This window comes from Micromonospora ureilytica, from assembly GCF_015751765.1.
GTDB classification, from domain to species: Bacteria; Actinomycetota; Actinomycetes; order Mycobacteriales; family Micromonosporaceae; genus Micromonospora; species Micromonospora ureilytica.
Window position 1 is genome coordinate 1,420,769 of record NZ_JADOTX010000001.1, and the last position, 24,020, is coordinate 1,444,788.

At 68.4% G+C, this 24,020-nt stretch carries 22 protein-coding genes and 1 riboswitch; of the genes, 9 read left to right on the forward strand and 13 right to left on the reverse strand.

From position 1 onward, the window contains the following. Complete coding sequence (locus IW248_RS06210) at positions 1–2,082, reverse strand: copper resistance CopC family protein (RefSeq protein ID WP_196926076.1); 2,082 nt, start codon at positions 2,080–2,082, stop codon at positions 1–3. A gap of 130 nt (positions 2,083–2,212) precedes the next feature. Beyond that, positions 2,213–2,427, forward strand: a riboswitch (cobalamin riboswitch). A 197-nt stretch (positions 2,428–2,624) separates the two neighbouring features. On the opposite strand from IW248_RS06210, the gene IW248_RS06215 reads away from it, so the two are divergent. Both IW248_RS06215 and IW248_RS06220 read left to right on the forward strand, forming a co-directional pair. Further along, positions 2,625–3,071: an acyl-CoA thioesterase gene (locus IW248_RS06215; RefSeq protein WP_231396807.1), complete on the forward strand. Its 447-nt coding sequence runs from the start codon at positions 2,625–2,627 to the stop codon at positions 3,069–3,071. 108 nt (positions 3,072–3,179) lie between these two features. Next, positions 3,180–4,172, forward strand: coding sequence for a zinc-dependent alcohol dehydrogenase family protein (locus IW248_RS06220; RefSeq protein WP_196926078.1), 993 nt, complete (start codon positions 3,180–3,182; stop codon positions 4,170–4,172). Positions 4,173–4,449: 277 nt separating this feature from the next. Here the strand turns inward: IW248_RS06220 and IW248_RS06225 are convergent, their stop codons facing one another. Beyond that, positions 4,450–5,049 (reverse strand): TetR/AcrR family transcriptional regulator, encoded by a 600-nt coding sequence (locus IW248_RS06225; protein WP_196926079.1) that lies wholly within the window; start codon positions 5,047–5,049, stop codon positions 4,450–4,452. 65 nt (positions 5,050–5,114) lie between these two features. Between IW248_RS06225 and IW248_RS06230 the strand changes: the two genes are divergently transcribed. Together IW248_RS06230 and IW248_RS06235 are read left to right on the forward strand one after the other, a co-directional pair. Further along, the gene (locus IW248_RS06230; RefSeq protein ID WP_196930065.1) at positions 5,115–5,813 is read left to right on the forward strand and encodes an alpha/beta hydrolase; all 699 of its coding nucleotides are present in this window, start codon (positions 5,115–5,117) and stop codon (positions 5,811–5,813) included. Then, positions 5,810–6,154, forward strand: coding sequence for a nuclear transport factor 2 family protein (locus tag IW248_RS06235; RefSeq protein WP_269155057.1), 345 nt, complete (start codon positions 5,810–5,812; stop codon positions 6,152–6,154). Before IW248_RS06230 ends, IW248_RS06235 begins: the two co-directional genes overlap by 4 nt. Before the next feature lie 268 nt (positions 6,155–6,422). On the opposite strand, the gene IW248_RS06240 is transcribed toward IW248_RS06235, so the two are convergent. Further along, a complete protein-coding gene (locus IW248_RS06240; RefSeq protein ID WP_196926081.1) occupies positions 6,423–7,391 on the reverse strand; it encodes a LysR family transcriptional regulator in 969 nt (322 codons plus the stop codon). Positions 7,392–7,490: 99 nt separating this feature from the next. On the opposite strand from IW248_RS06240, the gene IW248_RS06245 reads away from it, so the two are divergent. After that, positions 7,491–8,381, forward strand: coding sequence for an EamA family transporter (locus IW248_RS06245; RefSeq protein ID WP_196926082.1), 891 nt, complete (start codon positions 7,491–7,493; stop codon positions 8,379–8,381). A 597-nt stretch (positions 8,382–8,978) separates the two neighbouring features. On the opposite strand, the gene IW248_RS06250 is transcribed toward IW248_RS06245, so the two are convergent. From IW248_RS06250 to IW248_RS06275, 6 genes are all read right to left on the reverse strand, one after another. Then, the gene (locus IW248_RS06250) at positions 8,979–9,815 is read right to left on the reverse strand and encodes a hypothetical protein (RefSeq protein ID WP_196926083.1); all 837 of its coding nucleotides are present in this window, start codon (positions 9,813–9,815) and stop codon (positions 8,979–8,981) included. Between the two features lie 1,408 nt (positions 9,816–11,223). Continuing rightward, positions 11,224–12,060 carry an NAD(P)H-binding protein gene (locus IW248_RS06255; protein WP_196926084.1) on the reverse strand — a complete coding sequence of 279 codons (837 nt, stop codon included), beginning with the start codon at positions 12,058–12,060 and terminating at the stop codon, positions 11,224–11,226. Continuing rightward, on the reverse strand, positions 12,057–12,950 hold the full coding sequence (locus tag IW248_RS06260) for an NAD(P)H-binding protein (RefSeq protein WP_196926085.1): 894 nt from the start codon (positions 12,948–12,950) through the stop codon (positions 12,057–12,059). The genes IW248_RS06255 and IW248_RS06260 overlap by 4 nt, the downstream gene beginning before the upstream one ends. Before the next feature lie 581 nt (positions 12,951–13,531). Next, positions 13,532–14,218 carry a hypothetical protein gene (locus tag IW248_RS06265; protein ID WP_196926086.1) on the reverse strand — a complete coding sequence of 229 codons (687 nt, stop codon included), beginning with the start codon at positions 14,216–14,218 and terminating at the stop codon, positions 13,532–13,534. 263 nt (positions 14,219–14,481) lie between these two features. Then, positions 14,482–15,636 (reverse strand): epoxide hydrolase family protein, encoded by a 1,155-nt coding sequence (locus IW248_RS06270; protein WP_307787788.1) that lies wholly within the window; start codon positions 15,634–15,636, stop codon positions 14,482–14,484. A 356-nt stretch (positions 15,637–15,992) separates the two neighbouring features. Beyond that, the gene (locus IW248_RS06275) at positions 15,993–16,820 is read right to left on the reverse strand and encodes a hypothetical protein (RefSeq protein WP_196926087.1); all 828 of its coding nucleotides are present in this window, start codon (positions 16,818–16,820) and stop codon (positions 15,993–15,995) included. A 39-nt stretch (positions 16,821–16,859) separates the two neighbouring features. On the opposite strand from IW248_RS06275, the gene IW248_RS06280 reads away from it, so the two are divergent. Beyond that, a complete protein-coding gene (locus tag IW248_RS06280) occupies positions 16,860–17,486 on the forward strand; it encodes a TetR/AcrR family transcriptional regulator (RefSeq protein WP_196926088.1) in 627 nt (208 codons plus the stop codon). 242 nt (positions 17,487–17,728) lie between these two features. Here the strand turns inward: IW248_RS06280 and IW248_RS06285 are convergent, their stop codons facing one another. Continuing rightward, a complete protein-coding gene (locus IW248_RS06285) occupies positions 17,729–18,184 on the reverse strand; it encodes an anthrone oxygenase family protein (protein WP_196926089.1) in 456 nt (151 codons plus the stop codon). Between the two features lie 195 nt (positions 18,185–18,379). Here IW248_RS06285 and IW248_RS06290 point away from each other — a divergent pair, with 195 nt between their 5' ends. After that, positions 18,380–19,000: a TetR/AcrR family transcriptional regulator gene (locus IW248_RS06290; protein ID WP_196926090.1), complete on the forward strand. Its 621-nt coding sequence runs from the start codon at positions 18,380–18,382 to the stop codon at positions 18,998–19,000. Positions 19,001–19,298: 298 nt separating this feature from the next. On the opposite strand, the gene IW248_RS06295 is transcribed toward IW248_RS06290, so the two are convergent. Then, positions 19,299–20,234, reverse strand: coding sequence for an NADP-dependent oxidoreductase (locus tag IW248_RS06295; protein ID WP_196926091.1), 936 nt, complete (start codon positions 20,232–20,234; stop codon positions 19,299–19,301). A gap of 225 nt (positions 20,235–20,459) precedes the next feature. Between IW248_RS06295 and IW248_RS06300 the strand changes: the two genes are divergently transcribed. Together IW248_RS06300 and IW248_RS06305 are read left to right on the forward strand one after the other, a co-directional pair. Next, positions 20,460–20,933 (forward strand): MarR family winged helix-turn-helix transcriptional regulator, encoded by a 474-nt coding sequence (locus IW248_RS06300; RefSeq protein ID WP_196926092.1) that lies wholly within the window; start codon positions 20,460–20,462, stop codon positions 20,931–20,933. A 341-nt stretch (positions 20,934–21,274) separates the two neighbouring features. Next, entirely contained in the window at positions 21,275–22,069 is a 795-nt protein-coding gene (locus tag IW248_RS06305; RefSeq protein WP_231396203.1) for a pentapeptide repeat-containing protein, read from the forward strand. Positions 22,070–22,729: 660 nt separating this feature from the next. Here IW248_RS06305 and IW248_RS06310 read toward each other — a convergent pair. Then, a complete protein-coding gene (locus IW248_RS06310; protein ID WP_196930068.1) occupies positions 22,730–23,224 on the reverse strand; it encodes an SMI1/KNR4 family protein in 495 nt (164 codons plus the stop codon). A gap of 192 nt (positions 23,225–23,416) precedes the next feature. Then, complete coding sequence (locus tag IW248_RS06315; protein ID WP_196926093.1) at positions 23,417–23,824, reverse strand: hypothetical protein; 408 nt, start codon at positions 23,822–23,824, stop codon at positions 23,417–23,419. Between the last annotated feature and the right edge of the window lie 196 nt (positions 23,825–24,020).

Here is a 24,020-nt window from a genome sequence, read left to right on the forward strand (position 1 = left end):
TCAGGGCACGTTGATCGTGAACTCGGCGGTGTGCACCTTGCCGGCGATCTGGAAGTCGAAGAAGGCCCGGTACCGGCCCGAACTCGGTGTGGTCAGCCAGAACTTGACAGTCCCGTCGACCAGCTCCTGCTCGGGGTGGACGTGCACGTAGCCGAGGTCGCCCTCACGAACGACGACCAGGTGCCCGTACGCGCCCAGGTACCGCTCCAACTGCGCCGGTACGGTCGGGTCGGCGCTGACCTGGAAGTGGATCGGCGCCGTCACCCCCACCGTCGGGGTGCCGGTCATCGACACCGCGTACGGACCAGCCGTGGCCTGTGCCGCCGCTGGCGGCAGCGCGGTCGGGTTGTGCGCGCCGGGCACTGTGTGGTCGACGCCCAACACGAGGGGGATCTGCGTGCCGTTGGCCGCGGTGACGGAGAAGTCGGCGTAGACGCGGTAGCCGCCGGGGCGGGCCAGCGTCAGGGGGACGCTCCAAGTGCCGTCGGGCGCCATCGTCGGGTGCAGGTGCTGGTAGCCGGACAGGTCGCGGCCGACCACGATCATGTGCAACGGCTTGTCGTGGACGACAGCGAAGGTCGTTGCCGGCTGCCGGTCGGTCCCGACGATGCGGAACCGGTAGTCGGCGCGTACACCAGGGGGTTGGGACCGCTCCAGCGGTTGCAGGGTGTACCCACCGGCGCTGACCGTCGTCCCGGTCGCCAGCGTCGCGCCCGTCGCGTCGTCACCCCGATGCGTGTGCGGCCCCGTACCGGCCGGGTGTTGGTGCCCGTCGGTCGCAGAGCCCACCTGGTCCGAGGCGGGCGGTCCACCGGCTGCCGGTCGCGCGTTGCCGGTCGCCGGACTCTCGTCGGCGGTGCCGATGCGGGCCAACCCGAACCCGGCCAACAGAGCGATCACCAGGCCACCGACGAACAGCGCCAGGTGGGTGTTGCTCAACCGGGACCCAGGCGTCGCGGCGGCGAGGTCCGTGTCGGGCTGCGGTCCGGGGTCGACCGTCGGCTCGCCGTCCGTGCTGGCGAGGGCCTCGGTCACCTGATCGGTAGGCGTCGGATCGACAGCAACGCCCGTACGGGCCGTGACGACCGTGTTGCCCTTGCGCGCCGCCGGCACGGTGGCGGGCCGCCGCCTGTCGCTCGCGGTACGCGCGACGACGCCGACCTTGCCCCCGACGGTCTTGCCAGCGCCGGCCTTGCCGCCGACGGCCTTGTCCCGGGCAGCCTTGTCCCCGGCAGCCTTGCCGCCGACGGTCTTGCCAGTGCCGGTCCTGTTCGTGGCACGGGCGCCGCCGCCGCGTCGGCCGGAGGCCGCCGCCGAGGTACGGCCCCGACCGGTGGGTGTGCCGGCGGATCGGCGACGCCAGACGACGAACCCGGCCACCGCCCCGGCCACCGCGACAGCCGCCGCCCAGCCGGCCCAGGCCAGTGCCCCTGGACCGCTCTTCTCGGTCGACCCGGTCGACGGGGCCGCTGCGGCCGGCGGGCTCGACGGATCGTCCGCTGTGGTCGGCACCGCCGAGGCCTGCCCGGACGTGTTGTGCTGCTCGCTGGCGGCCACCAGCGCCGGGTCCGGTTGGGTCGACGGCGGGCTCCACCCCTTCGGCGCTGCCGTCACCCGCCCGTCGTAGCGGAAGGTCAGGGTGCCCCGCACGGTGTCGCCGTCCGAGGCGACCGACAGGTAGCTCACCGAGTACTGGCCCTTGGCGGGCAGGTGGGCGACCGACACCACCGCGGGGAACCCCGTCGTGTACTCCCGTGGCTCGAACTGCCCGTTGACCAGGAAGTACTCCCGTACCGGCTTCTCCAGCGGCTTCGGCTCCCCCTGCGACCAGCCGTTGTCGACACGGGTGCCGCCCGGGGCGGTGATCGTGAAGAACGCGTTGGCGGCGGCCTTCTCGGTGAAGAACAGCTGCACCGACGTCAACGGCTCGCGCACGGTGGCGCCGCTCGCCGGTGTGGACATGGCGAGCGTCCCGTGAGCTGCGGCGGGTTGGGCGGACGCGAGGAGGGCGACCGCCGAGGCGAGGAGGAACGCGAGGAGGCCCGAGACCACCCGCCCGCAAGTCTGGGGGAGACGACGCATCTGGATATCCTCACCCTCGCGAGACTTTTTTCAATAGGTGAGGATCTTCTTCCTCAGATGACAAAAGTTGACGATCAGGCCATCCGTCGCCGCGGCAGGACGCCCCGGATGGACAGATCCCCTGGCCAGCTATGCTGCCGACGGCGCTGGTTCGCCCCGTCGTGACCGGCGGGGCGTCGTAAGAGGGAACCCGGTGGAAATCCGGGGCTGCCCCGCAGCGGTGAGTGGGAACGACCGCCGTCATCAGCACTGGGCCATGTGGCCTGGGAAGCGACGGCCAGTAGGGGACCGGCACCACCGGTCAGGCCCGCGAGTCCGAAGACCTGCCGGCGCCGCGTACACAACCGTGTGCGCTGCCGTCGGCCTCGCGGGTGGGCTGAGCGGGTGACGGGCCGTGCGTGTGGTGCGCGGCCAGGTCCTCGTCAGCGTGTGTCCGCGACCCGGCGGTGTGGTTTCCCGAGGGACGGACTACCGCTGTGCACGACACCACCACGATCGCCGGCCGAGCGCCGTCGGCGTCGCACCTGACCCTTTCGCAGATCATGGACCAGCACCACACCAACCTGATGGGTACGGTGCACGGCGGCCGGATCCTCAACCTCATCGACTCCGTCGCCGGTGTGGTCGCCGCAAGGCACTCCGACGGGCCGGCGGTGACCGCCGCCATCGACGAGACGGCGTTTCTCCGCGCGGTGCGGGTCGGCGACGTCGTGCACGTCGACGCCCGGATCACCTGGGCCGGCCGCAGCTCGATGGAGGTCGCGGTCAAGGTGACCGCCGACCGGTGGGACCGGGCGGTGCCGCCCACCGACGTGGCCACCGCCCACCTGGTCATGGTCGCCATCGACGACGACGGCCAGCCTCGTACCGTGCCGCCGCTGCTACCGGAGACCGACGGGGACCGGCGACGCTACCGGGAGGCGGAGATCCGCCGGGAGCACCGGCTGGCGCTGCGGCGCGCGCTGCTCGACGGCGCCGACGACGGCTGACCCGTGCGCGGTCCGCCCGTTGCGGCGCTGGCGCGGTCCGAGGAACCCGCCCCGCCGCCTATCCGGTCGGATAGCGTCCACGTGAAACCTCGATCACGGAGAGTGTGGATGGCTATGCGCGCTGCGGTGCTGCGGGAGTTCGACGCTCCGCTGACGGTCGAGGAGATCGATCAACCCACTCCCAAGCGCGGGCAGGTGCTGGTGCGGATCGTCGCCAGCGGTGTCAACCCGCTCGACACGAAGATCCAGGCAGGAAAGGCCGCGCACGCGCGTGTCGAGCTGCCTGCGGTGCTCGGCCTGGACCTTGCCGGCGTCGTCGCGGCGATCGGCACGGAGGTGACCAGCTTCGCGCCGGGAGACGAGGTGTACGGGCTCTGCGGGGGCGTCGGCGACCTCCAGGGTTCACTGGCCGAGTACGCCGCCGTGGACGCTCGACTGCTGGCCCGCAAGCCGAAGGCACTCTCGATGCGGGAGGCCGCCGCGTTGCCCCTGGCGGCGGTCACCTCCTGGGAGGGGCTGGTCGACCGGGCCGGAGTCCACGCCGGGCAGAAGGTGCTGGTGCACGGCGGTGCCGGCGGGGTTGGCTACGTGGGCGTGCAGCTTGCCCAGGCGCGCGGCGCCGATGCGTACGCCACGGGCGGGCCGGCGAGCATGCGGGTGATCGAGAGCCTGGGCGCCGTGCCGATCGACTACACCACGAGCAAGGTCGAAGAGTACGTCGACAGGCACACCGGCGGCGAGGGGTTCGACATCGTCGTGGACACCGTCGGTGGCGCGACGCTCGACGCGTCGTTCGCGGCGGTACGCACCTATCACGGGCACGTCGTCAGCGCACTGGGTTGGGGGTCGCACTCGCTCGCCCCGCTGTCGTTCCGAGGCGCGACCTACTCCGGGGTGTTCACCCTGTTGCCGATGCTCACCGGGCGCGGCCGCGAACACCACGGCGACATCCTGCGCGAGATCGCGGCGCTGGCCGATGCCGGTGCCCTGCGCCCGCGACTGGATCCGCGCGAGTTCACGCTCGACACGGTCATGGACGCCCACCGGCTGGTCGCGGACGGCACCGCCGAGGGCAAGGTCATCGTGGACGTCGCCGGTTGAGCAGAGCCGTTCGTGAAGGCGAAGTGGTCAGGTGGCGTTGTTCCCAGGGTGGCTGATGCCGGCTGGCGTCTCGGGTTGCCTCACGCTGCGCCTGCACGTGCCGTAGATCGATGTGGAGCGTTGCGGGTGAGCTTGCTGGAGTCCGCCGTAGTTCCGTCATCTGAGACACCGATCCCACTCGCGGCGCCATGAGCAGCGCATCCTCTGTGGTGACCTCTTCGGTGGACCCGAAGGCGTCAGCGCTGGCACCCCGCGGAGGCGGTAGGGCGGAGTCGGCTCATGTCGAAGAGAGTGCGTCTGCGTATCGACGTTGAGGCGCGGTTAACCGATGTCCCAGGACGAGCGCGTCCAGGAAATCGTCGAAGGCGCGATCGGCTCGTGGCGTGTCGCCGGTGGCCTCGACGTCCATGATGAGGCCGCGGATGACGGCCAGCACCAGGGTGGCGAGTTCGGGGCGGCCGACGGTACGCATGCCGTCCTCGAGAGGCTGCAGCCAGTCGGTGGTGGCCTCGCGCCGGAAATTCGGCCACAACTGCTGTTCAGCGTCCTGGCGGAGCTTGCCGAACATGCTGAGGTAGGGGCGGCCCTCGGGGCCGGTGATGGCCTGCCACGCGCGCCGCAGCGTGCTCAGGTAAGGCTCGCCCGGCTTGGGGGACAACAGGTCGCCGTAGAACTCGCGTTGAAGCTGCCGCGCCCGGCGCAGGGTCTCGCGCAGCAGCGCGTCGCGCGTCCCGAAGTGGTAGATCAGCATGCGGGTCGAGCAGCCCGTCGCCTTCACCAACGGTTCGAGACGGTCGGGCAGGCCGTGGGCGAGCGCGTGATCGACGCAGGCGTCGAGGATGCGGTCGCGGATCTCGGGTTGTTTGTGACGTCCCACCGCCACACTTTTTCACGTAACTGGCGGTACGTCTAACGTTGATCCCAGCGGAGAAGGAGTCAGAGATGCGAGTGGTATTCGTGCACGGTGCGTGTGTCCGGGACGGCGTCTGGTGGTGGCACCCGACCGCCGAAGCACTGCGCGAGCGGGGCATCAGCAGCGTCGCGCCGGCGTTGCCGAGCTGCGGTGAGGGCGACCGGCCCGCCGGTTCGAACGGTCCCGGCCTGCCGGAGGACGTCGCGGCGGTGCGGGCGGTGCTGGCCGCGGGCGATGAGCCGACGGTGGTCGTGGGACACAGCTATGGCGGGATCGTCGCGGCCGAGGCCGCAGTGGGCGTCGCATCGGTGCGGCACATGGTCTTTGTGTCGAGCTATCTGCCCGAGCCGGGCGAGTCGCTGTCGACCTTTGGCGCTCCGGAACCGCCGCCGTTTCTCGACTTCGACCCTGAGGGCGGCACGTTCGGCGCGGTACCGCAGTTGTTCGCCGAGACCCTCATGCAGGACTGCCCGCCGGACATCGTCCGCGAGGGTGCGGCTCGCCTGATCCGGCAGACGATTGCCGTCACCCAGCAGCCGGTGCGGCAGGTGGCGTGGCGCGACCTGCCGACAACGTATGTGGTGTGCGCCGACGATCGCGGCACCCCAGCATCGGCGCAGCGTGAGTTCTCCCGCCGCGCCGGCAAGGTCGTCGAACTGCCGACGGGCCACCATCCGTTCCTGTCCGACCCGCAGGCCGTCGCCGACATCCTGACCGGGCTCTCATGACCAGGCCGCCGGAGCTGGTGCGGCGCATGTACGCCGCCTACAACCGCCGGGACGCCGACGGCCTGCTCGCCCTGCTGACCAACGACGTCGACTGGCCGGACGGCGATGTCAGGCTGCACGGCAAGGATGCGCTCCGCCGCTACTGGCTTGAGCAGTGGACCCGGGTCCACACCCACGACGAGCCCAGCGAGCCGGTCGAGCTGGGTGATGGGCGTATCGCGGTTCGTGTCGACCAGACGGTCCGCACGCCGGAAGGGTCGCCGTTGTCGACGGCGCGCTTCGTCCACCTCTTCCAGATCCGCGATGGACTGACCGCCCGAATGGACATCGAAACAGCTTAGTACTCCAACGTCACTTGGCCTGTCTGCGCTGGTAGTGGGATCGGCGGGCGCGGGCTTGGGATGTTCGTCGCCAGCGGGACCAGTGCAGGGTGTGCTCTGGCGAGAGCGATGTGGCGAGGACGAAGGCGTTGAGGAGTCGGCGGCTCTCGGCGACGGTCAGCGCGAACCCGACCTGGTCGGGGACGCCGGCGGCGGTGAGACGCTCAGGCCGGTCGCACCAGGTCGACCACAGGAGCGCGTGCAGACTGGCGGCATCTTGTTGCCCCGATCATGGCCGCATGCATCGATCGGCGGTCGAAGCACGTACGTCAGGCGATGATCGGCGGAAGCTGCCATGGGGGACGCCGGCCGGGCCGCTCAGCTCCGCCAGGAGGGCGTCCACCGCGGGCCGCTGCGGCGTGCCGCCGAGGGCGCGGGTGACCGCGAAGATGCGTCGCTCGGTGACCGGCTCGACCAGTGGCTCCACGTGCACCCCGGGTGGCACGTGGCGCAGCGCCAGCTCCGGCACCAGCGCAGCGCCCAGCCCGGCCGCGACGAGGTCCAGCGTGAGCGCGAAGTCGACGGCACGGTGCCGGATGTCCGGCTCGAAGCCCGCGAGCCGGCAAGCGTGCAACGTGGACCGCAGGCACGGCGTGTGTTCGGCGCTGGCGATCCATGGCAGGTCACGTAGCTCGCTCAGCCGTCCGGTGCGACGGCGCCAATCGACTGGAGTGATCAGGTGCATCGGGTCGGTGGTGACCGGATGCCGGTCCAGGTCGTCGACCAGCGGCACGGGCACGTGGTCGTACTCCTGCAGCACCACCACGTCGAGGGAGCCGGAGCGCAGGTCGAGGCGGCTCTGCTGGTCTTCGGCCTCGATCACCCGCACGTCCAGCTCTGGGTGCTTCGCCCGCGCGCGGGCGGCGGCGGGTGCCACTAGCGCGCCGGCCGCGGACGCGAACGCACCGACCCGCACCGTGCCGCTGACCCCGTGGCGGAGCGCGGCGAGCCCGGCCACCGCCTGCTCCACCGCGTCCAGCACGTCCTTCGCGTGGCTGGCCAGGACCTGGCCGGCCGGGGTGAGGACGATCCCGCGCCCGGCCCGCTCGACCAGCTCGTGCCCGGCCTCACGGGACAGCTGGACGAGCTGCTGTGAGACCGCCGACGGAGTCACGTGCAGCGCCGCGGCGGCGGCGGTGACGCTGCCGCGCAGCGCGACCTCGTGCAGCACGCGGAGCCGACGTGCGTCAAGATTCATGTAGCCACGCTACAGCGGCAGTGAAGAACATTGAACTGGTCCTTAAGCATTTCCTCCGGCAGCGTAGCCGGCGTGAAAACATCGCACCGACTTCTCGCCGTGCTCGTCGCCGCCATTTGGGGCGTCAACTTCGTCGTCATCGAGCTCGGCCTGCGCGACCTGCCGCCGCTCGTGCTGACCGCGCTGCGTTTCGTCGCGGCGGCGGTGCCGGTGGTCTTCCTGGTGCCACGCCCCAGCGCCCGCCTCCGCTACGTGATCGCCTACGGGCTGGTGCTCGGCGTCCTGAAGTTCGGCGCACTGTTCACTGCGCTCGCAGCCGGCATGTCCGCCGGTCTGGCCTCGCTGGTGCTGCAGGCGCAGGCGCTGATGTCGGTGCTGCTGGCGGCGGCAGTGCTCGGCGAGCGGCCGGCGCGGGCGCAGGTGGCCGGCGTACTGGTCGGATCGGTCGGGATCGGGGTGCTGGCAATCGGCAGCGGCGGCCACGCCACGGTGATCGGCTTCGCGCTGACGCTGTTCGCGGCGGCCAGCTGGGCCACGGCAAACCTGGTCATGCGGGCTAGCGGCGAGACGCGACCGCTCTCGCTGCTGGTCTGGTCGAGCCTGGTACCACCGTTACCGCTGCTCGGCCTGGCCGGCGTGCTCGACGGCGGACAGGCGGTGCTGGATGCGATCACCGGCCTGTCGTGGCGCGGGCTGCTCGCCGTGGCGTACATCGCGTACGTGTCGACCCTAGTCGGCTTCGGGATCTGGAACCGGCTGATCGCACAGTACTCGGTCGCACGGGTGGCGCCGTTCAGCCTCCTGGTGCCGGTCTTCGGGCTCAGCGCGGCGTGGCTGCTGCTGGATGAGCCCGTCGGCGTGACGGAGCTGGCCGCAGCCGCCATCGTCGTCGCCGGGCTGGCGCTGGTTGTGCGGCGCTCCACAGCGGACCCCAACAACGCCACGGCCGTGAGCGAGGATTGCAACTCCTCCGTGGTGCGCCGCTCGTAGGGTGACGGCTGTGCCTGCGACTGGTGATGCTGCCCTACTACGGCCCGCTCATTGAGGCCCAGGCCGAGAACGGCTCCGCGGGTGAGACAACGGACGTGGAGCGATCGAGCTGAGGACCACCGCGGGAGCGATCAGTTCGGCGTGTCGCATGAACCGCAGCAGCACTCACCTAGCAGCGCGGGCGGCATGCCAGGTGAGTGCCGGCCCCACCCCTAGACCGATCCTCCAAGGACGGTCTAGGGGTGGTGCGGGGGCCTCCGGGTGCCGGCATCGGGCCGGCGCGAAAATCGATGAGCGCGAACCTCGTCGGAGCCGCGAGCCTGACCGATCGTTCAGCACCCGGGACGACCTCAAGGCCGAGGCACGACGGGTCCCACCCGTTCCCGGGTTGGCTACCTTCACGGCCCGCAAGGGTTCGACCATCCGGCAGGCCCGGGGAGCAATCCGTCGACACCATCGTGATCGGTGTGGATGCGCTGCCGGGCTACTGCAACCTGGCCGCCTCCATGCCGGCGCCGCGAGAGTCAATGGGGACAGCGTCCTCCAAGTGGTGCCCAAGCCCTGAGCGTCTCAGCTCGCGTCAGATGGAGAACGAGGTCAACTCCCGGTTGGCGCTCCTACGTCGCGGCGTCGCCCGGCGCCCGCCGCCGAGTTGCTCGCCGCCTTCGGGGCCGGGGTGGAAATCGGCGGTGGCGCGACGGCCTTCAACGGCCCTGGGATACCCAACTCCTCCACCACCCGGATTCTCCTCGCCGGTATCTCTTCCTTGGTCTGGAAGTTGTTCGGGTCGCCGCTGTGGTCGTGTCGCCACGCGTCGTTGCCGTCGAGGGCGCTTTTCGGCATGTCGAAGGCGAGGACGATCCCGCCCTCGTCGGCGACGTCGCGCAGGGTTGGCTCGCCGCGTCTTTTCCCCATGGCCCATTCGGTGTGCTGCCGGGCGTAGGACAGTGCCAGGTTGAAGTCGAGGGTGACGGTGTTCCAGCCCTTGTCCTTGCTCTCGCTGACGACGTCGTGTTTCTCCCAGCGCTTACAACCGATGTCGCTGCCGGCTTTGCCCGGCATCAGCCCCGTGGCCTGGATGCCGTCGCCGTAATAGTTGCACCGGTTGGTGCCGTGGTAGAACCGGTAGACGTCCGCGGACGGCGGCTTAGGAGGCGGATTGGCCAACACCCACAGCTGTTGTTGAACCTCGTTGTGCCTCAGAAGCGCCTCCTCGGTGGATGTGTCCACGCCGAGGTGCTCGAATGCTGTGGCCAATCGGTACAGAATCAGCTTGTCCGCGACGGCGGCGAGCTCCGGCGCGGCGTACTTCGGGGACAGGACGATGGTGTTGGTGCCCGGCACGTGGTCGCTGCCGACGGGCGTGTGGAGAAGACCCACCGTCAGTGGCATGGCGTATCTGGCTTCGATAACTCTCACGACATCGGCGACCACCTGCTCGGCCGCGAGCCAGTGCGCCAGACGCGCGGACAGTGTCTGATCCGGGACCGGTGCTGATAGTTGCGCCCGTGCAGGGTCAGCGGTGGCGTCCCGTGGCGGGCGGGTCGACTCGTCGGGATGGACAGGCCCCGTGGGGGCACCGGATTGGACGGGCACCAGTGGGGGCCGAGGAGTCTGCTCGGTGGGTAAGTGATTCGGCTGCATTCCGTGAAGTTACGCATAGCCACCGCCGCGAGTAATCGTGTAGTCATCAAACGGACCCGGGGATGCCTTGGTTCTGCGGTCTTGGCAGCTCCATGACCGACCGCTGCCATCGTGATAGTGATTTGGAGCGATGAGTACCTCCGAAATGGGGCTAGACCAGCGACAGGCGGACACGACGCGTCGGTGCTCGAGCCCAACCGCTTCCGCGATGACCCCACCCACGTCGATGGATTCGCGGAAGAACGCGATCGTCGCAGACGCGTCGCGGATGGCCGTGACGGTCGGCTCGGTCACGCGGCGAGGCCCAGCTGCTCGCGGGCGTCCGCCGGGTGCCGGCGTCGTCCAGGCGGCGCAGGGCACGCCTTGCTTTGGGGCGGTAACCATCGTGAACTATCTACGGACCGTCAATGCCGCAACCGGCTGGCAGGCCCGAACGCCCGCAATTCAGGGGAGCAGGTTGGGAGCAATGCCCTGCACTGAACGGCGTTGAACTGCGTCCGACGGCATTGAACGGCACTCAGCTGCATCCACCCCTAGCTTCGGTTTCTCGTTCTCGCAGTCAGAGTCGGTGCAGCGTCCTGCTTCCCGCGAAGTGCTCCGCGTTTCCGCGACGTAGTCGACAATGCTCTATGTCTACTGGTGGGGGAGTGTGCGCAGGTCAAGGAGGTAAGGACTCGTTGGTTGGCCTGACCTTGCAACTGGGAGCAGGTTGGGTGCAGGGTGGCGAAGTGGTCACCGCGACCGAAGTGCTCACGAGGCCGGGCGGAGACGAGGGCTCTGACCTGCGGTGATGCGGTCGAGCGGTGCCGCGTGACCTCCCAGTGGAGCCCGAGGTGGTCAGGCGTTGCTGCTCCAGGGATGGCTGGCGCCGGCCGGCGTCTCGGTTCGCCTAAGGCCACGTCTGTAGGCGGGCTGCAGATCGATGTGGAGCGTTGCGGGTGCGCTTGCTGGAGTCCGCCACAGTTTCGTCATTCGAGATACCGATCACACGTGCAACGTCCTGAGCAGGCCATTCAGGCTGGAGACCTCTTCGGCGATCCGAAGGCGTCAGCTTGGCACCCCCAGAGGCAGTAGGGCGGCGTCCGCTCATGCCGAGGTGAGGATGTTTGCGCGGAGCGTTCGTCGCGCGTCGTGCTGGGTTGACGGTCGTGTGGGGCATGGTGGCCCGGACGGGGCGCCATGCCCCACGATGAACGGTCTACCGGAAGTCGGTCGCGTGGTCGGTGGCCCATTGCGCGAATGTCCGCGCGGGTCGGCCGGTCAGGCGCGGGACGATGTCTGCCCACTCCTGGTTCGTCGGGGCGGGGGCATGCGCGGATTCCGCCCACATGGCGAAGATCCAGTCGACGAACGCCTCCGGATAGCCGTTGCTGATCCACTCGGCTCGGGCCTGGGCCGAATCGAGTTCGTCGAATCGCACCGTGGCACCGATCGCAGTGCCGATCGCGTCGACCTGCGAGACGGTGGTGAGCGCCTCGGGGCCGGCAAAGGTGTAGGTCCGGCCGGCGTGGCCGTCCTCGACGAGCACCCTCGCGGCGACCGCGGCGATGTCCGCCTCATGGGTGGGTTGGGTGACCGCAGCCCCGTACGGGCGGCGAACCACCCGACCTTTCTTGATGGCCGGGGCCCAGTCCAGCCAGTTCGCGGCGAACTCCCCGGGCCGGACGTGCGTCCACTCCAGACCGGAATCCTCGACCGCACGCTCGACCGCCAGGTACCCGTCCTCACTGTCATCGGTGTCGGCCAGCGCCCCGGACAGCACGACGATGCGCCGCACGCCGGCCCGCTTCGCATCAGCGACAACGTCACGCGCCATCCGTCCGACCGAGAACAGGTACATCCTCTCGACGCCGTTCAACGACGGCTCCAGGGACGGCGGGTCCGTCAGGTCGCCGCCGACGACCTCCACCCCGTCCGGAAGATTCGCCGCCGACGGCGTCCGCGTCAGTGCGCGGACCCGGTGGCCGGTCCTCACCAGTTCGGCGACGACGTGTCGGCCCACCATGCCGGTGGCACCCGTGACCAGAATCGTCATCGTGTCTCCTCCGGCCGGAAGTCGGCGGCATGGTCGTTGGCCCAACGGGCGAACGTGCGCGGTGGTCGCTCCGTCACCCGCAGATAGGTGTCCGTCGGCGGCAACGCTCCCGTCCCGTCGACCGCGTCGGCGAGCAGCGCAATCATCCAGTCGACGGTCTCCTCATCGAAGCCGTCGCGCAGCCATTGCCTGCGCGCCTCGGCCGGATCGAGCTCCTCGAATCGCACCTGCACGCCGATGGAGGCGCCGATCGCGGTGACCTGCTCCGCCTGCGAGACCTTCACCGGGCCGGTGACGGTGTACGCGGCACCGACATGGTCGTCGGTCAGCAGCGCCGCGACCGCCACATCGGCGACGTCGGCCTCGTGGACCACCGGATAGCCAGCGGACGCGTACGGCCCGCGCACCACCCGTCCGGACCGGATCTGGTCGGCCCACTGCAGAGCGTTGGCGGCCAACAGGCCCGGCCGCACATGGGTCCATTCTGCGCCGGAGGCCTCCACCAGCAGTTCCAACCCGCGGTGCGCTTCCCGCTCTTCGGTCAGGTGCCGCCCGAGGGCGCCGTCGCCTCCGGTTCCGGGTGCGAACCCGGCCGCCGCTGCGGAGTGCACGACGAACCGGGTGACGCCGGCCTTGACCGCCTCATCGACGAACCCATGGTCGGGCGCGGTGTACACGAAGGGGAACAGGTACACCGACTGCACTCCGTCCAGCGCCGCTCGCCAGGTCTCGGGACGTTCGAAGTCTCCCTGGACCACCTCGGCCCCATCCGGCAGCCGACCCGGGTGCGGCTGGCGGGTCATCGCCCGCACCGGTTGCCCGGCCTGGACCAGTTGGGCCACCACCTGGCGACCCACGTTTCCGGTCGCTCCGGTTACTAGGATTGTCACGTTGCTCCTTCTCGAATACCTGGAGTGGGCAATAGACCGCCGCCGCGAATCCACGGCCAATGGCGCGGCGGCGGTCACCACGCAGGCTAGGCGGAGATTTCAAAAGTCGCACATCGTACATGTGTACGACATGCGCGGCCACCGCAGTCCGGTTGCGTCGGTGTTCCGGATAGCGCGGGTAACCCCTACGCACGGCGTTGCTCAGCCGGTGCCCTGCGCGCCGCCAGGGTCGACGCCGCCCGGCTGCTTCACCTCGAGGCCCGGGGATGGGGGGCACGTCAGTCCATGGAACGGCAGTAGCGCCCCCAGCCGTCGGCGCGGGTTCTGCCTGCGCTGTGTGTGGCAACCGCCCCCGCGCCTTCCTGGCGGGGTTGACCTCTTCGGCGAGTCCGAAGGCGTCAGCGTCGGCGCCCTGCGAAGGCGGTAGGGCGGCGTCCGCACATGCCGAGAGAAGTGCGCGCCTTCAGGCTCGTGATCGAGGCGCACCGCGATGCTGCCGAGCGGGCCTCAGTGCGGTGGGACTCTGCAGGGCATACGCGTCCGGACATCTGTGACGGCTGGATGGACAGTTGTGGGCCTGGTCAGAGGGGTTCCCACAGGTGACGGCGTTTCCACCTCCCATCGCCGGCTCGGAATTCCTGCATGAGCCGTAGGGCTGCCTCACGGTCGGTGGTCTGGCAGCGGAAGTGTCGGTCGTTGGAACCTTCCTGATATTCCAGTGCGTATGTCCCGGCGGGTACTCCGGCAGCGTCGCCGTAGCCCACCTGGACGAACCATCCGTCGGCGCGTTCGAGGATCACGTAGCTGTTGTTCTTGCCGACTTTGCCGATGATCCATTCCAGTCGCCGCGCGTCGGGGTCGGGGATCGTCGGCAAGCTCTCCGACGAGAGCGTAAAGAGCGCTGCGTGGCCCGGCGCGTTCGGGTTTATGACGTGGTAGCCCGGTTCGTAACAGATCAGGCCGTGTTTGGCGGCGAGCGTCAGGACGGCGGCACCGACCTCGTCCGCTCGCGACCAGATGCACGAGAGGTTCAGAATCGCGTCGGAACGCTCGGGAGTCATGCTCCACACTCCGAGCCGGTCGATGTCATCATCGCCGAGACTTTCCAGCGGTGGGAAGCGGTCGAGCAGTGCGTCATAGAACCGCCCTACGGCGGGATGCGCGGCGAACACTTCTTGTGCGCCGTCGCCCCAGCGCTCCAGCTTTACTCGCGCCTCGGCCGCAGTGACTGGTTGGTCCTCGTGCCAGACGTACAGGTCAAAACTCACCGCAACCCCAAGTGCCTCAGCCAGACCGGCGACGACAGCCTAGGTCCCGCGACCGTGCCCGAGAACCCGTGCACGGTCTGCCGCGGACCGTGATCGCAACGGACAGCGTGGCCAGCAGTACCGACACCTCCTTGAGTTCGACGAGATGTCGCGATCCGTTGTTGGTGCGGCTTCAGCGGTGCGGCGATGGCATCCATCGGGTGAGTTATACCGACGAGTTTCCTCCTCGGCGGAGGCCCTCACCATCTGGTCAGCGTTGGCCATCAGTTGATGTCAGAGCGCTGCGCGAACGGGTCAGACTGTGTGCGCAGCGGGCGGAAGAACGCTCGCAGCTCCTCGGCGAGCAGCCGCGGCTCCTCGATAGCCGGGAAATGTCCGCCGCGCGGCAGCTCGGTCCAGCGTTCGACCTGGTAGAAACGCTCGGCCAGCTCACGCGGCGGGTTTGGCAGCGGTACGAACTCGTTGGGGAAGAGCGCGAAGCCGGCCGGCACCGGGATTCGCTCGGTCACCGGCGTGGGTTGCCGGCGATGCTCGTAGTACATCCGGATCGACGGCGTAACGGTGCCCGTGGCCCAGTAGAGCGTGAGCGTCGCGAGGAGGTGCGCACGGCCGATCCGTGCGTCGACGTCGCCGTGACTGTCCGACCAGTCGCGGTACTTCTCGACGATCCAGCCGGCCAGCCCGGCGGGGGAGTCGGTCAACCCGTACCCCAAGGTTTGGGGTTTCGTCGCGTGTTGATGTGCATAAGCACCCTCGGCGGCTTGCCAATCGTCCATCCATGCGAGGTACCGCTGCTCCGCGTCGCTCCACGGCGGCTGCGGCCGCGGCATCGCCGTGGCGCTCAGGAGGATGCCGGTGACACTCCTCGGATGCAGCTTGGCGAGCTGCGTGGTGACGCCCGCGCCGAGGTCGCTGCCGTGGGCGGCGAACGTGCGGTAGCCGAGGCCCTCGGTCATCAGCCGATGCCAGCGGTCCGCGACGACGGCGTTGACCACGCCCGGGGATACCGGCCAGTCGGAGAACCCGAACCCGGGCAGCGACGGCACCACCACGTCGAAAGCGTCGGCCGGGTCGTCGGGCTCGGTGAGTAGCGGGATGAGGTCGCGGTATTCCAGGAAACTGCCGGGCCAGCCGTGGGTGAGCACGATAGGTAGCGGGTCTGGCCCCCGGCCGCGGGCGTGGATGAAATGCGTACCCTCGAACCGGTAGTGCGGCAGCTCGTTGAGCGTCTTCTCGAAGGCCGGCCAATCGAAATCCTGCCACTGGCTCAGCAGCTCGCGCAGGTAACCCGGCTCGGTGCCGGACTCCCACCCCGGCTCCAGCGGTGCCTGCGGCCAGCGCGTGCGGCCGATGCGCTCACGCAGGTCAACAAGCACTTCGGGCTCGACGGAGATGCGATACGGCTCGATCGTCGACACCTGCGAACGATAGCCGATGCACGGCAGGCGGCCGGGTGGCATCGCCGCGAGAGTCACCTCGCCATCGGTTTGCGCACGACGAGCAGATAAAGCCTGGTCGACGACGACGCGGGCAGCCTCAGCGAGACTCAGCACCGGCGGGCCGAAAACATAGCCGCCTTCGTCAGCGACTTCGGCGGCCCTGACTGGAGCCGCGGTGGCGTCGGTACGGATCCCGTGAGCTGAGACCCAGATCCCACTGGCGAACCTCTGAGCAGGGCTTCCTGAATGGTGACCTCTTCGGCGGGTCCGAAGGCGTCAGCGTTGGCGCCTCGCGGCGGCAGCAGAACGGTGTCCGCATGCCGATGAACGGATGTCTATGCCTGCGCGCTCTCCGGCGGTTCGACGCGCTGCTGTGCTGGATGGCGACGCTGGCCGTCGGGTAGATCGGCCTGCTGATGGTCTGATCGAAATGACTCAACGGGACCGGTGCGTCGGCTATGCGGTATCGCCTGGATGGGAACGGATGTCAGGCGGATCAGGGTGATGCTGTAGGCGATGATCCACACGACCCAGATCAGCCAGCCGGCAAGGCCGAGGAGACTGACCGTACCGGGGTCGTCGATGACCAGGGGGCTCAGCACGGCCGAGCCGAACTGGAGTGCGGCGGCAAGCAAACCGATCCCGCTGTGCCAGCGGCGGATCAGGCCGGCGCGTCGGCCGCTGATGGACAGGCCGGTCATGGCCAGTGCCAGGAAGGTGCCGTTGAAGACGAACAGCGCGTTGTGTAGTGCCCAGAGGCCGGCGATCGTGCTGCTGTCCTGCGCGGTCGTTGACGCGAGCGCGAGCCGGGTGGCCATCACGCCGGTGAAGGTGATGTTCTGCATGATCACCCCGGCGAATCCGACCAGGGACCAGGCTGTGCCGTGCTCGCGGTCGGTTCGCCACAGCACGGAGACCGCGCCGGCGCCGAACAGGGTTGCCAGCACCCAGGCGATCGGGGCGAGTGCTGAGGCAAGGCCGACGGTGTCCTGTTGGGTGGTGAAGAACTGGACAACGTCGTTGGTTTCTGCGCCGGTGTGGGGCAGGCCGGCTGGTACCAGGAAGGCGTTGGTGGAGGCGATCAGGATGGCGAAGCCGAGTCCGGCGAGTCCGGCGATCCGCGAGAACGTCCAGGTGTTTCCGACACCGAGTTTACGCAGCATATATTCAATATAAGGCCCGGAAACCGAAAGAGGCAAACCATGACCGACGAGACAGGCAGGCGGAGGTACGAATCACTGCGACGGGCGGCGCAAGCGGCAGAGACCAGGGGTGAGATCGCCAGCGCCGCTCGTCGACTGTTCCTCTCACGCGGCTGGGCGGCGACCACGGTACGTGACGTGGCACGGGAGGCGGGGGTTTCGGTGCCGACCGTCTACGCGGTGTACGGGAACAAGACCGGTCTGATCCAGGCCCTGGCCGACGCAGCAGACATCGCCGCAGATCCATCGCAGTCGCTCGCCGAACTGGAAGGGGCCAAGAACGATCCGGTGCGGCAACTCGCGGCGATGGCCGGCTACGACCGGCGCCTCTTCGAGCGCGCCGGTGACCTCATCGCGCTCGTACGCGAGGCGGGCCGCACCGAGCCCGCGCTGGCGACCGCCTACCGCGACGGCCGTCAGCAGGGGGACGAGACCAGGATCCAGGTGTTCTCGTCGTGGCCGGGCGGCGTTCTCCGGCAAGGATTGGGCATTCCGTCGGCCGTCGACATCTACGCGGCGATCTGCAACATCGACGTCTACACCACACTGACCGGCGAACGCGGCTGGCAACCCGATCAAGTCGAACGCTGGTGGGCCGAGGCCCTGGCCCGCGAACTCCTGACCTGACGTGTCATGAGGCGCCTCATGACGGGCCGTCCTGGTACGGAAGATTACGAGGTAGACGACGACCACGAAGACCACGCCACCTCGTCCCACGGGCACCGCATCAAAAGCCAGGCGGGTACTGGCCGCGACTGACCGTCGGCAAGCCGGTCGCACTTGGTCCGGTATCCGCTTCTGCAATCCCCCACACCACAACGGATCCCGTCAACTCACTTCACTCGGCCAACGGCTAACCCGGCACTCTCTCAGCCGACCGTGGCGACTGAGAGGGCGACGAGCAGGAAGGCCGCGAGATAGGCCCACGAACGGTATCCCTGAAACCACTCCCAGCGGTTACGGCGCTCTTGCCAGCGCTCCGGAGGGAAATCCTTGTCCCAGCGCAGTGTGGACAGGTTGATCGGCACGTTCACGACCACGGTCGTGACGATGCCCGTGGCCCAGGTCGCGGCCGCGACCCAACGCAACACCTCGGGCAACCCCGCCCCATCAGGGCGGGCCGCGTAGCTGATAGCCAGCACGAGCGAAGCCGTCATCAGCACCGGCATCACAATCCCGAAGGTACGCAGCAGACCCTGTTCGACCAGGATGTGGTCACGCGGCGCCAGACGCTTGACCACCGGATGCACAAAAGCATAGGAGCCGAACTCGGCGCACGCCGTGAACCCCAGCACCGCGACGGTGGCGAACATCAGCACGTCCATACCCGGGTCCTCCCATCGTGCCGGACTGCACAGTGTCGCGCCCCATCGGCGAGCTGTGCCGCAGCATCCGCGACGTGACACTGCACATGAGAAAGCACGGCTGGAGCCGATCGCCGCGATCGCCGGTGCTCCCGCCGAGGCGGCCGATCGGCAGCTCATCGCGAAGGTTATTGATTGATTGATAACATGTCAACCATGGGCCAGAAACGAATCTCCTCGTCCCAGCGACGCGCTTCCGTGCTCGCTGCGGCGATCCGGATCTTCGGCAGCAAGGGCTTCGCCGCAACCACCACGGCAGACATCGCCCGCGAGGCGGCCGTGAGCCAGCCCTACGTGGTGTCTTTGTTCGGCAGCAAAGACGCGCTCATCCGAGCCGCGATCGAGCACGCGCTCGACAGAGTGGTCGAGGTGTTCGAGCAGACGATCGACGACGACGCACCTGGCGACCTCGCACCGCGTATCGGTGTCGCCTACCTTCAACTGTTCAAGGAGCAGGGATTGCAACTCTGCCTCGCGCACGCCTTCACCGCCGGCACCGATCCGGAGATCGGGCCACTCGCCAGAGATGGCTTCCTCCGCGTCTACCGAGTGCTCGTCAACCGCGGCGATCTCACACCCGAACAAGCCAGTCAGATCCTCGCCGCCGGCATGATGGCCAACGTCATCCTCGGCTTACGTCTGGCCGACGACTATGACCGTGAACCCGTAATACGCGAACTCCTCTCGGCGACCTACCCGAGCAATGTCGAGCTCCTCAGGACCGTCACCGGTGCCTACGATGGCGTCGCCCCTCTACAAGGCGGGGCCGGCGTTTGAGCGTCCTCACCCGGCCTGCCAAACCACGTATCCTCTTCGCCGAACGGGTGCTTCCCGACAACAGATGATTTGAGTCTCGACAACCCCAATCATCCCTGCCGGCAAGCCATCCGTTCCTCTCGTCAGGCGATGTTGCTTTCTCTACCTGCGGATCCGGGCCTGACGCGTCGTGCGGGGAGCAGCGCATCCGGCCATCCCGGCGTCCGGCTCTCACGCTGATCGAGTATCCGGATCTCCCGCAGACAGTGTCGGCGTCCACCACCAAAGAGGGGCTTCGATGGCGGACGTGGACGTGGCGTCAGGCGACGACGATGAGTGTTTTGCCGAGCAGCTTGCCGTTGCTTGCATCCTGGTGGATGGTCGGCAGCTCCTCCAGCGGTCGGCGGTCGGCGATGTGCAGCTTGAGTACGCCGTTGTCGATGCGGGAGACGAGGTCGGCTAGGTGGGAGGCGTCGGGGCCGACCCACACGCCGGCTGTGCGTACCGAGCGTGCCTCGTCGGCCGGCACCGGGCCGGCGGAGCTGACGACGATGCCGCCGTCGGCTACGTAGGGGGTCAGCTTCGCGAGGTTTTCGGGAGCCAGGCGTACGTGGTTCACCACCACGTCGAAGGGGCCACCGACAGGGGCCGGGCCTGCGTCGAGGTCCAGCGGGTCGACGACCTTCTCCGCACCGTAGCCGTTCAGACGGTCGGCATGCTGGGGGCCGTCGACGGCGGTCACCTTCGCGCCGGCTTCGACGGCGAGCTGAACCACGATGCTTCCCACCGCGCCGCCTGCCCCGATGACGAGAACGGTCTGGCCGGTCTTGATCCCGGCGAGCTCGACGGCTGCTTGGCGTGCGGCCAGCCCGGTCAGGGGTAGTGAGGCGGCGTCGGTCAGAGGGATGCTGCGGGGCGCGGCGGTCACCAGGTCGGCGGCCACGACCGCGTACTCGGCGGCTCCGCCGTGCTCGTGCAGCGGGAACATGGCGATGATCGGGTCGCCGACCTGCAGTCCGCTGACTCCGTCGCCGAGCTCGGCAACGGTGCCCGCGACGTCGAGGCCGGGGGTGATCGGCAGCGGGGTGGGGATCATCTCAGCGAGGACACCCAGCCGGATGTGGTCGTCGACGGGGTTGAACGAGGTGGCCACCACCTTCACCAGCACTTGGCCGGCGCCGGGGACCGGACGCTCCACCTCCTCTTGGCGCAGGACCTCGGTGCTGCCGAACTCGTGGTAGCGAATAGCCTTCACTGCACTCTCCTCATGGTTCCGGGCTGTCGGATCCGTGGCGAACGGGGGAATCTCCGGACGCCGCGCCGCCGCCGCACTTGCCTGGGCAACTGTGAGCGAGTGTGCTTGACTTGCCTAGGCAAGTCAAGGTGCGTGGCATCACAGAGGCCGGCCGGGTCCGTGCCTGCCTCTGAGCAGCGAAGGGCATCTGGGTGCCAGGGTTGCCCAGTCAAGTAAGCTGCGCGTATGACCGGCACCCCCCGATGGCTCGACGACGAGCAGCAGAAGCTGTGGCAGGACTTGCGCACCGTGGTCATCGGGCTGCCCACGCTGCTGGACCGCCAGTTGGAGCGGGACGAGGGCATCTCGAACTTCGAGTACAGCGTGATGGCTCGGCTGTCCATGACCGAGACGCACACGATGCGGCTCAGCGACCTGGCCGCGCAGTGCGACAGCACGCAACCACGGCTGTCCAAGCTGATGGTCCGTTTCGAGCAGCAGGGGTGGGTCACCCGGTGCCCTGACCCAAACAACGGCCGGTACACCCTCGCGACCCTGACTGACGCCGGACTGCATAAAGTCGAGGACAGCGCCCCAGCTCACGTCGAGCGGGTCAGGCAACTGGTGTTCGACCCACTCAGCGCTGCACAGCAACGCCACCTCGGCGCCGCGCTCTCCCGCATCGCCGCTCTGGTACGCGAGCAACTCGACGGCCGGTGAACGACGCCCACCGAACGGAGCTCGACACCTCAGCCGGGTCCCCAGGGTTCCGTCTAAGCAACGGTGATATAAGCGGTCGGCATGGCGGAACGGTACGACCCTCGGCATCCTCATCTGGCCGATGAGCGGATGTAGCCCGCCGCGGCGTTCCAGCTCATCGACCCGCCGCCCCATGGTGTCGATCAGTTGGCGGTTGAGGGTGTGCACGGCCTCAAGGTATGCGGTGGTCGGGACGCTGTGCTGAGGCTTGGCGCCAAGGAACCCGGCCTGGATGGGCTACCGCTGTAGGTGCAGCCGACGATTGCGGCGATACGGTGTGCACGGTTGAGGGGAGGCAGACCATGGCGCCTCGTTGGCGCGTCGCGGTCCTCGGGCTTGCAGCCCTGGGCACGGTCGCGGTAGTCACCGTCTTTCCGGCTTGGCTGCTGACCGTCGACGTCGGCGCTGCAAGGGTCGACGTCATGTCGCCGGTCGACCGCGCATCGAGTGTCAACGCGATCCGCGGACAGATTCTGCAGGCGTTGGGCGCTGTTGCCGTGCTGTCCGGCGCGGTCCTGGCGTGGCGCCAACTGCAGCATTCGGCGGCCGCCACTCGTGAGCAGTTGACAGTGCAGCGCGAGGGGCAGTTAACCGACCGATACACCAGGGCTGTCGAGCAGCTCGCCAACGTTGACACGACCGTGCGGATCGGCGGCATCTACGCGCTCGACCGTATCGCTCGCGAGTCGATCGACGACCGTCCGAACATTGTGAACGTCCTCGCCGCCTACCTTCGGTCGATGTCGCCGTGGCCGCCAGGCGACGAACAGGTACCGGCCGAGGACGTTCCGCTGCGGGTCCGCCGACCGGATGCCCAGACCGCGCTGACGGTGCTCTGTCGCTGGAACTCCGCCGCTGTCAGTCCAATCGAATGGCTGACCGCCGACCTCAGCGGAACCGACCTGCGCAACGGGAATATGTCCGGTGGTGTCTTGTGGCATATCCGGTTCACAGGTTCGAACCTGACCGGCGCCAACCTGCGCGATGCGGACCTGCGGGGCTCCGACTTTACCCGCGCGTTGCTAGACGGCGCTGATCTCACCGGGGCTAAGCGGGACGAGACGACCTGGTGGCCCGACGGAATACCCGAACCCTAGTCAGGGCAGCGCCCTGCGGGTCAAGGTGCCCGTGTCATGTCACGGCGCCGGGCGTCGAGAAATCGACGACCGCGACCAGAATCAGGTGCGCTGTCATGCCGCTGACAAGGCCGGCGACCGTGGGCGTGCTACCCCGGTCGACCGATGCGACTGCCGGAGTCAGCGCTGTTGCCAACCAACGCACCGACCTGACAGCTCACGATCGGTGGGCGGCCCGGTGCGAACCCAGTTTGGGGGAGCAGGTTGGGAGCAGCGGGCTGTCCTGAACGGCCTTGAACTGCGTCCAACGGCATCGAATGGCGCTCAACCGCACCCACCCCGACCTGCGGCTCCGCGTTGCCGCAGGTCAGAGTCGGCGCGGCGTCCTGTTTCCCGCGGAGTGCTCTGCGGTCTTGCGATGTAGTCGACAGCGCTCGATGTCGCCTGGTAGGTGTCTCGGTTCGCCTAACGCCACGCCTGTAGGTCTGCTGTAGATCGATGTGAAGCATTGCGGGCGAGCCTGCTGGAGTCCGTCACGGTTCCGTCATCTGAGACGCCGATCCCACGGGCAGCGCCCTGACCAGGCCCTTCAGTTTGGAGACCTCTTCGGCGAACCCGAAGGCGCCAGTGGCGGGCGCGCACTCTGCACTCAGGGTCGCTGTGCGGGTGCCGAGCGGGCGATCAATCGTCTCCATCAAACTCGGTTTCGTCGACGAGGCCGCCTAGGAACGTCTCGAAGTCGCGGGCGATGACCGTGATCTGGTAGTTCCACTCCTGGTCGACGTGTACGACTGTCGGCTTGCCAGGGAATCGGTAGTCGAGGGCGATCATGTCGTGGCCCGCTGAGGGGCAGTCTGCGATGTAGAGGCCGATGTCGGGGTAGCCCCACTCCGCTATCCAGAACGCGTTCCCGAGCTCGCCGCACAGGCTGAAGGAAGCAGTCCGACCGATGGCCGCCAGTCTGTACACAGCCACATAGTCTGCGGACCACGAGGTTCGGCTGGGCGAGGGGTGGGCGCCACGGGCCAACACCCCGCCGTTGTGTCGCTGGGCCAGGTCGATGTACGCAGCGGGTAGCTTGCGTCCAAGCTGCGCCTCCACCTCCCGCAGAACCTCGGCTGTGAGCGGGCTTTCCAGCGGACCGGAGGTGTCGAAGACGATCGTGGGACCGAGCACGCGCTGACGGTAGTCGCTCAGCGCCAGTTGCAGAAACAACTTCAGCTCCACAGTCCGATGCGGTCCGCGGTGGCACGCCCGGGGCTGCCTGCTCCGCGGGACTGGCGTGCGCTGGTTGCGGGTCGCTCGCGCATCGCAGCGGCGGACGGGCCACTTATTGGTGACGATTGCGTTGCCCCGGACTTGCAGGCGTCAGCTGCCGCGAAGAATCTGGTCCCGGTACTGCTGGAAGCCGTGCCATCCAGCCGTCTGAGTGGGCTCGCCGGTTAGGAACTCGCCGGTCGAGATGTCGAGAGCGCGACCACCAACCGAGGCGACGATCCGCGCGATAACGGCCAGAACGTCGTCGCCGCCTCCACGCACGTACAACATGATCGAATCAACGGGGTCGTGCGACCCGATGTTGAGCTCGATGTGCCAAGTCGGGCCGACCAAGCGCCCCCACTCAGGATCCGAGAGATCGAGGTCCTGAAGGGTTTCAAGTAGCCACCGCCTGACATCCGGCCCGGTTCCCAACGGCGGCGGATTGAAGTCCTGCGGAAGCTGGTCAACCGACCTGGCGTCGGCTGGGGCGTCGAAGATAAGAACGTCCCAACTCATGGCGTCCTTCCGGCGTGCTCAGCCAACTCGGGCAGTTTACTCGTGGTCGTTGCACCACGATCCCTGCCATCCGCTCGGGCGTGTAAACGGCCGGTGCCCGCTCGGTAAGTGTGCGTTGCCGGTGCGAGTGCCCGGTACGGCTATGTCCAGGGCGGGAGGTGTCGGCCGATGTAGTCGCGGGCGCGGGGTCGCGGGT

Bases quoted from the DNA above. Each gene is read 5' to 3' on its own strand.
- IW248_RS06210 (WP_196926076.1), bottom strand. From the start codon at position 2,082: ATGCGTCGTCTCCCCCAGACTTGCGGGCGGGTGGTCTCGGGCCTCCTC.
- IW248_RS06215 (WP_231396807.1), top strand. From the start codon at position 2,625: ATGGACCAGCACCACACCAACCTGATGGGTACGGTGCACGGCGGCCGG.
- IW248_RS06220 (WP_196926078.1), top strand. From the start codon at position 3,180: ATGGCTATGCGCGCTGCGGTGCTGCGGGAGTTCGACGCTCCGCTGACG.
- IW248_RS06230 (WP_196930065.1), top strand. From the start codon at position 5,115: ATGCGAGTGGTATTCGTGCACGGTGCGTGTGTCCGGGACGGCGTCTGG.
- IW248_RS06235 (WP_269155057.1), top strand. From the start codon at position 5,810: ATGACCAGGCCGCCGGAGCTGGTGCGGCGCATGTACGCCGCCTACAAC.
- IW248_RS06240 (WP_196926081.1), bottom strand. From the start codon at position 7,391: ATGAATCTTGACGCACGTCGGCTCCGCGTGCTGCACGAGGTCGCGCTG.
- IW248_RS06255 (WP_196926084.1), bottom strand. From the start codon at position 12,060: ATGACGATTCTGGTCACGGGTGCCACCGGCATGGTGGGCCGACACGTC.
- IW248_RS06275 (WP_196926087.1), bottom strand. From the start codon at position 16,820: ATGCTGCGTAAACTCGGTGTCGGAAACACCTGGACGTTCTCGCGGATC.
- IW248_RS06280 (WP_196926088.1), top strand. From the start codon at position 16,860: ATGACCGACGAGACAGGCAGGCGGAGGTACGAATCACTGCGACGGGCG.
- IW248_RS06285 (WP_196926089.1), bottom strand. From the start codon at position 18,184: ATGGACGTGCTGATGTTCGCCACCGTCGCGGTGCTGGGGTTCACGGCG.
- IW248_RS06290 (WP_196926090.1), top strand. From the start codon at position 18,380: ATGGGCCAGAAACGAATCTCCTCGTCCCAGCGACGCGCTTCCGTGCTC.
- IW248_RS06300 (WP_196926092.1), top strand. From the start codon at position 20,460: ATGACCGGCACCCCCCGATGGCTCGACGACGAGCAGCAGAAGCTGTGG.
- IW248_RS06305 (WP_231396203.1), top strand. From the start codon at position 21,275: ATGGCGCCTCGTTGGCGCGTCGCGGTCCTCGGGCTTGCAGCCCTGGGC.
- IW248_RS06315 (WP_196926093.1), bottom strand. From the start codon at position 23,824: ATGAGTTGGGACGTTCTTATCTTCGACGCCCCAGCCGACGCCAGGTCG.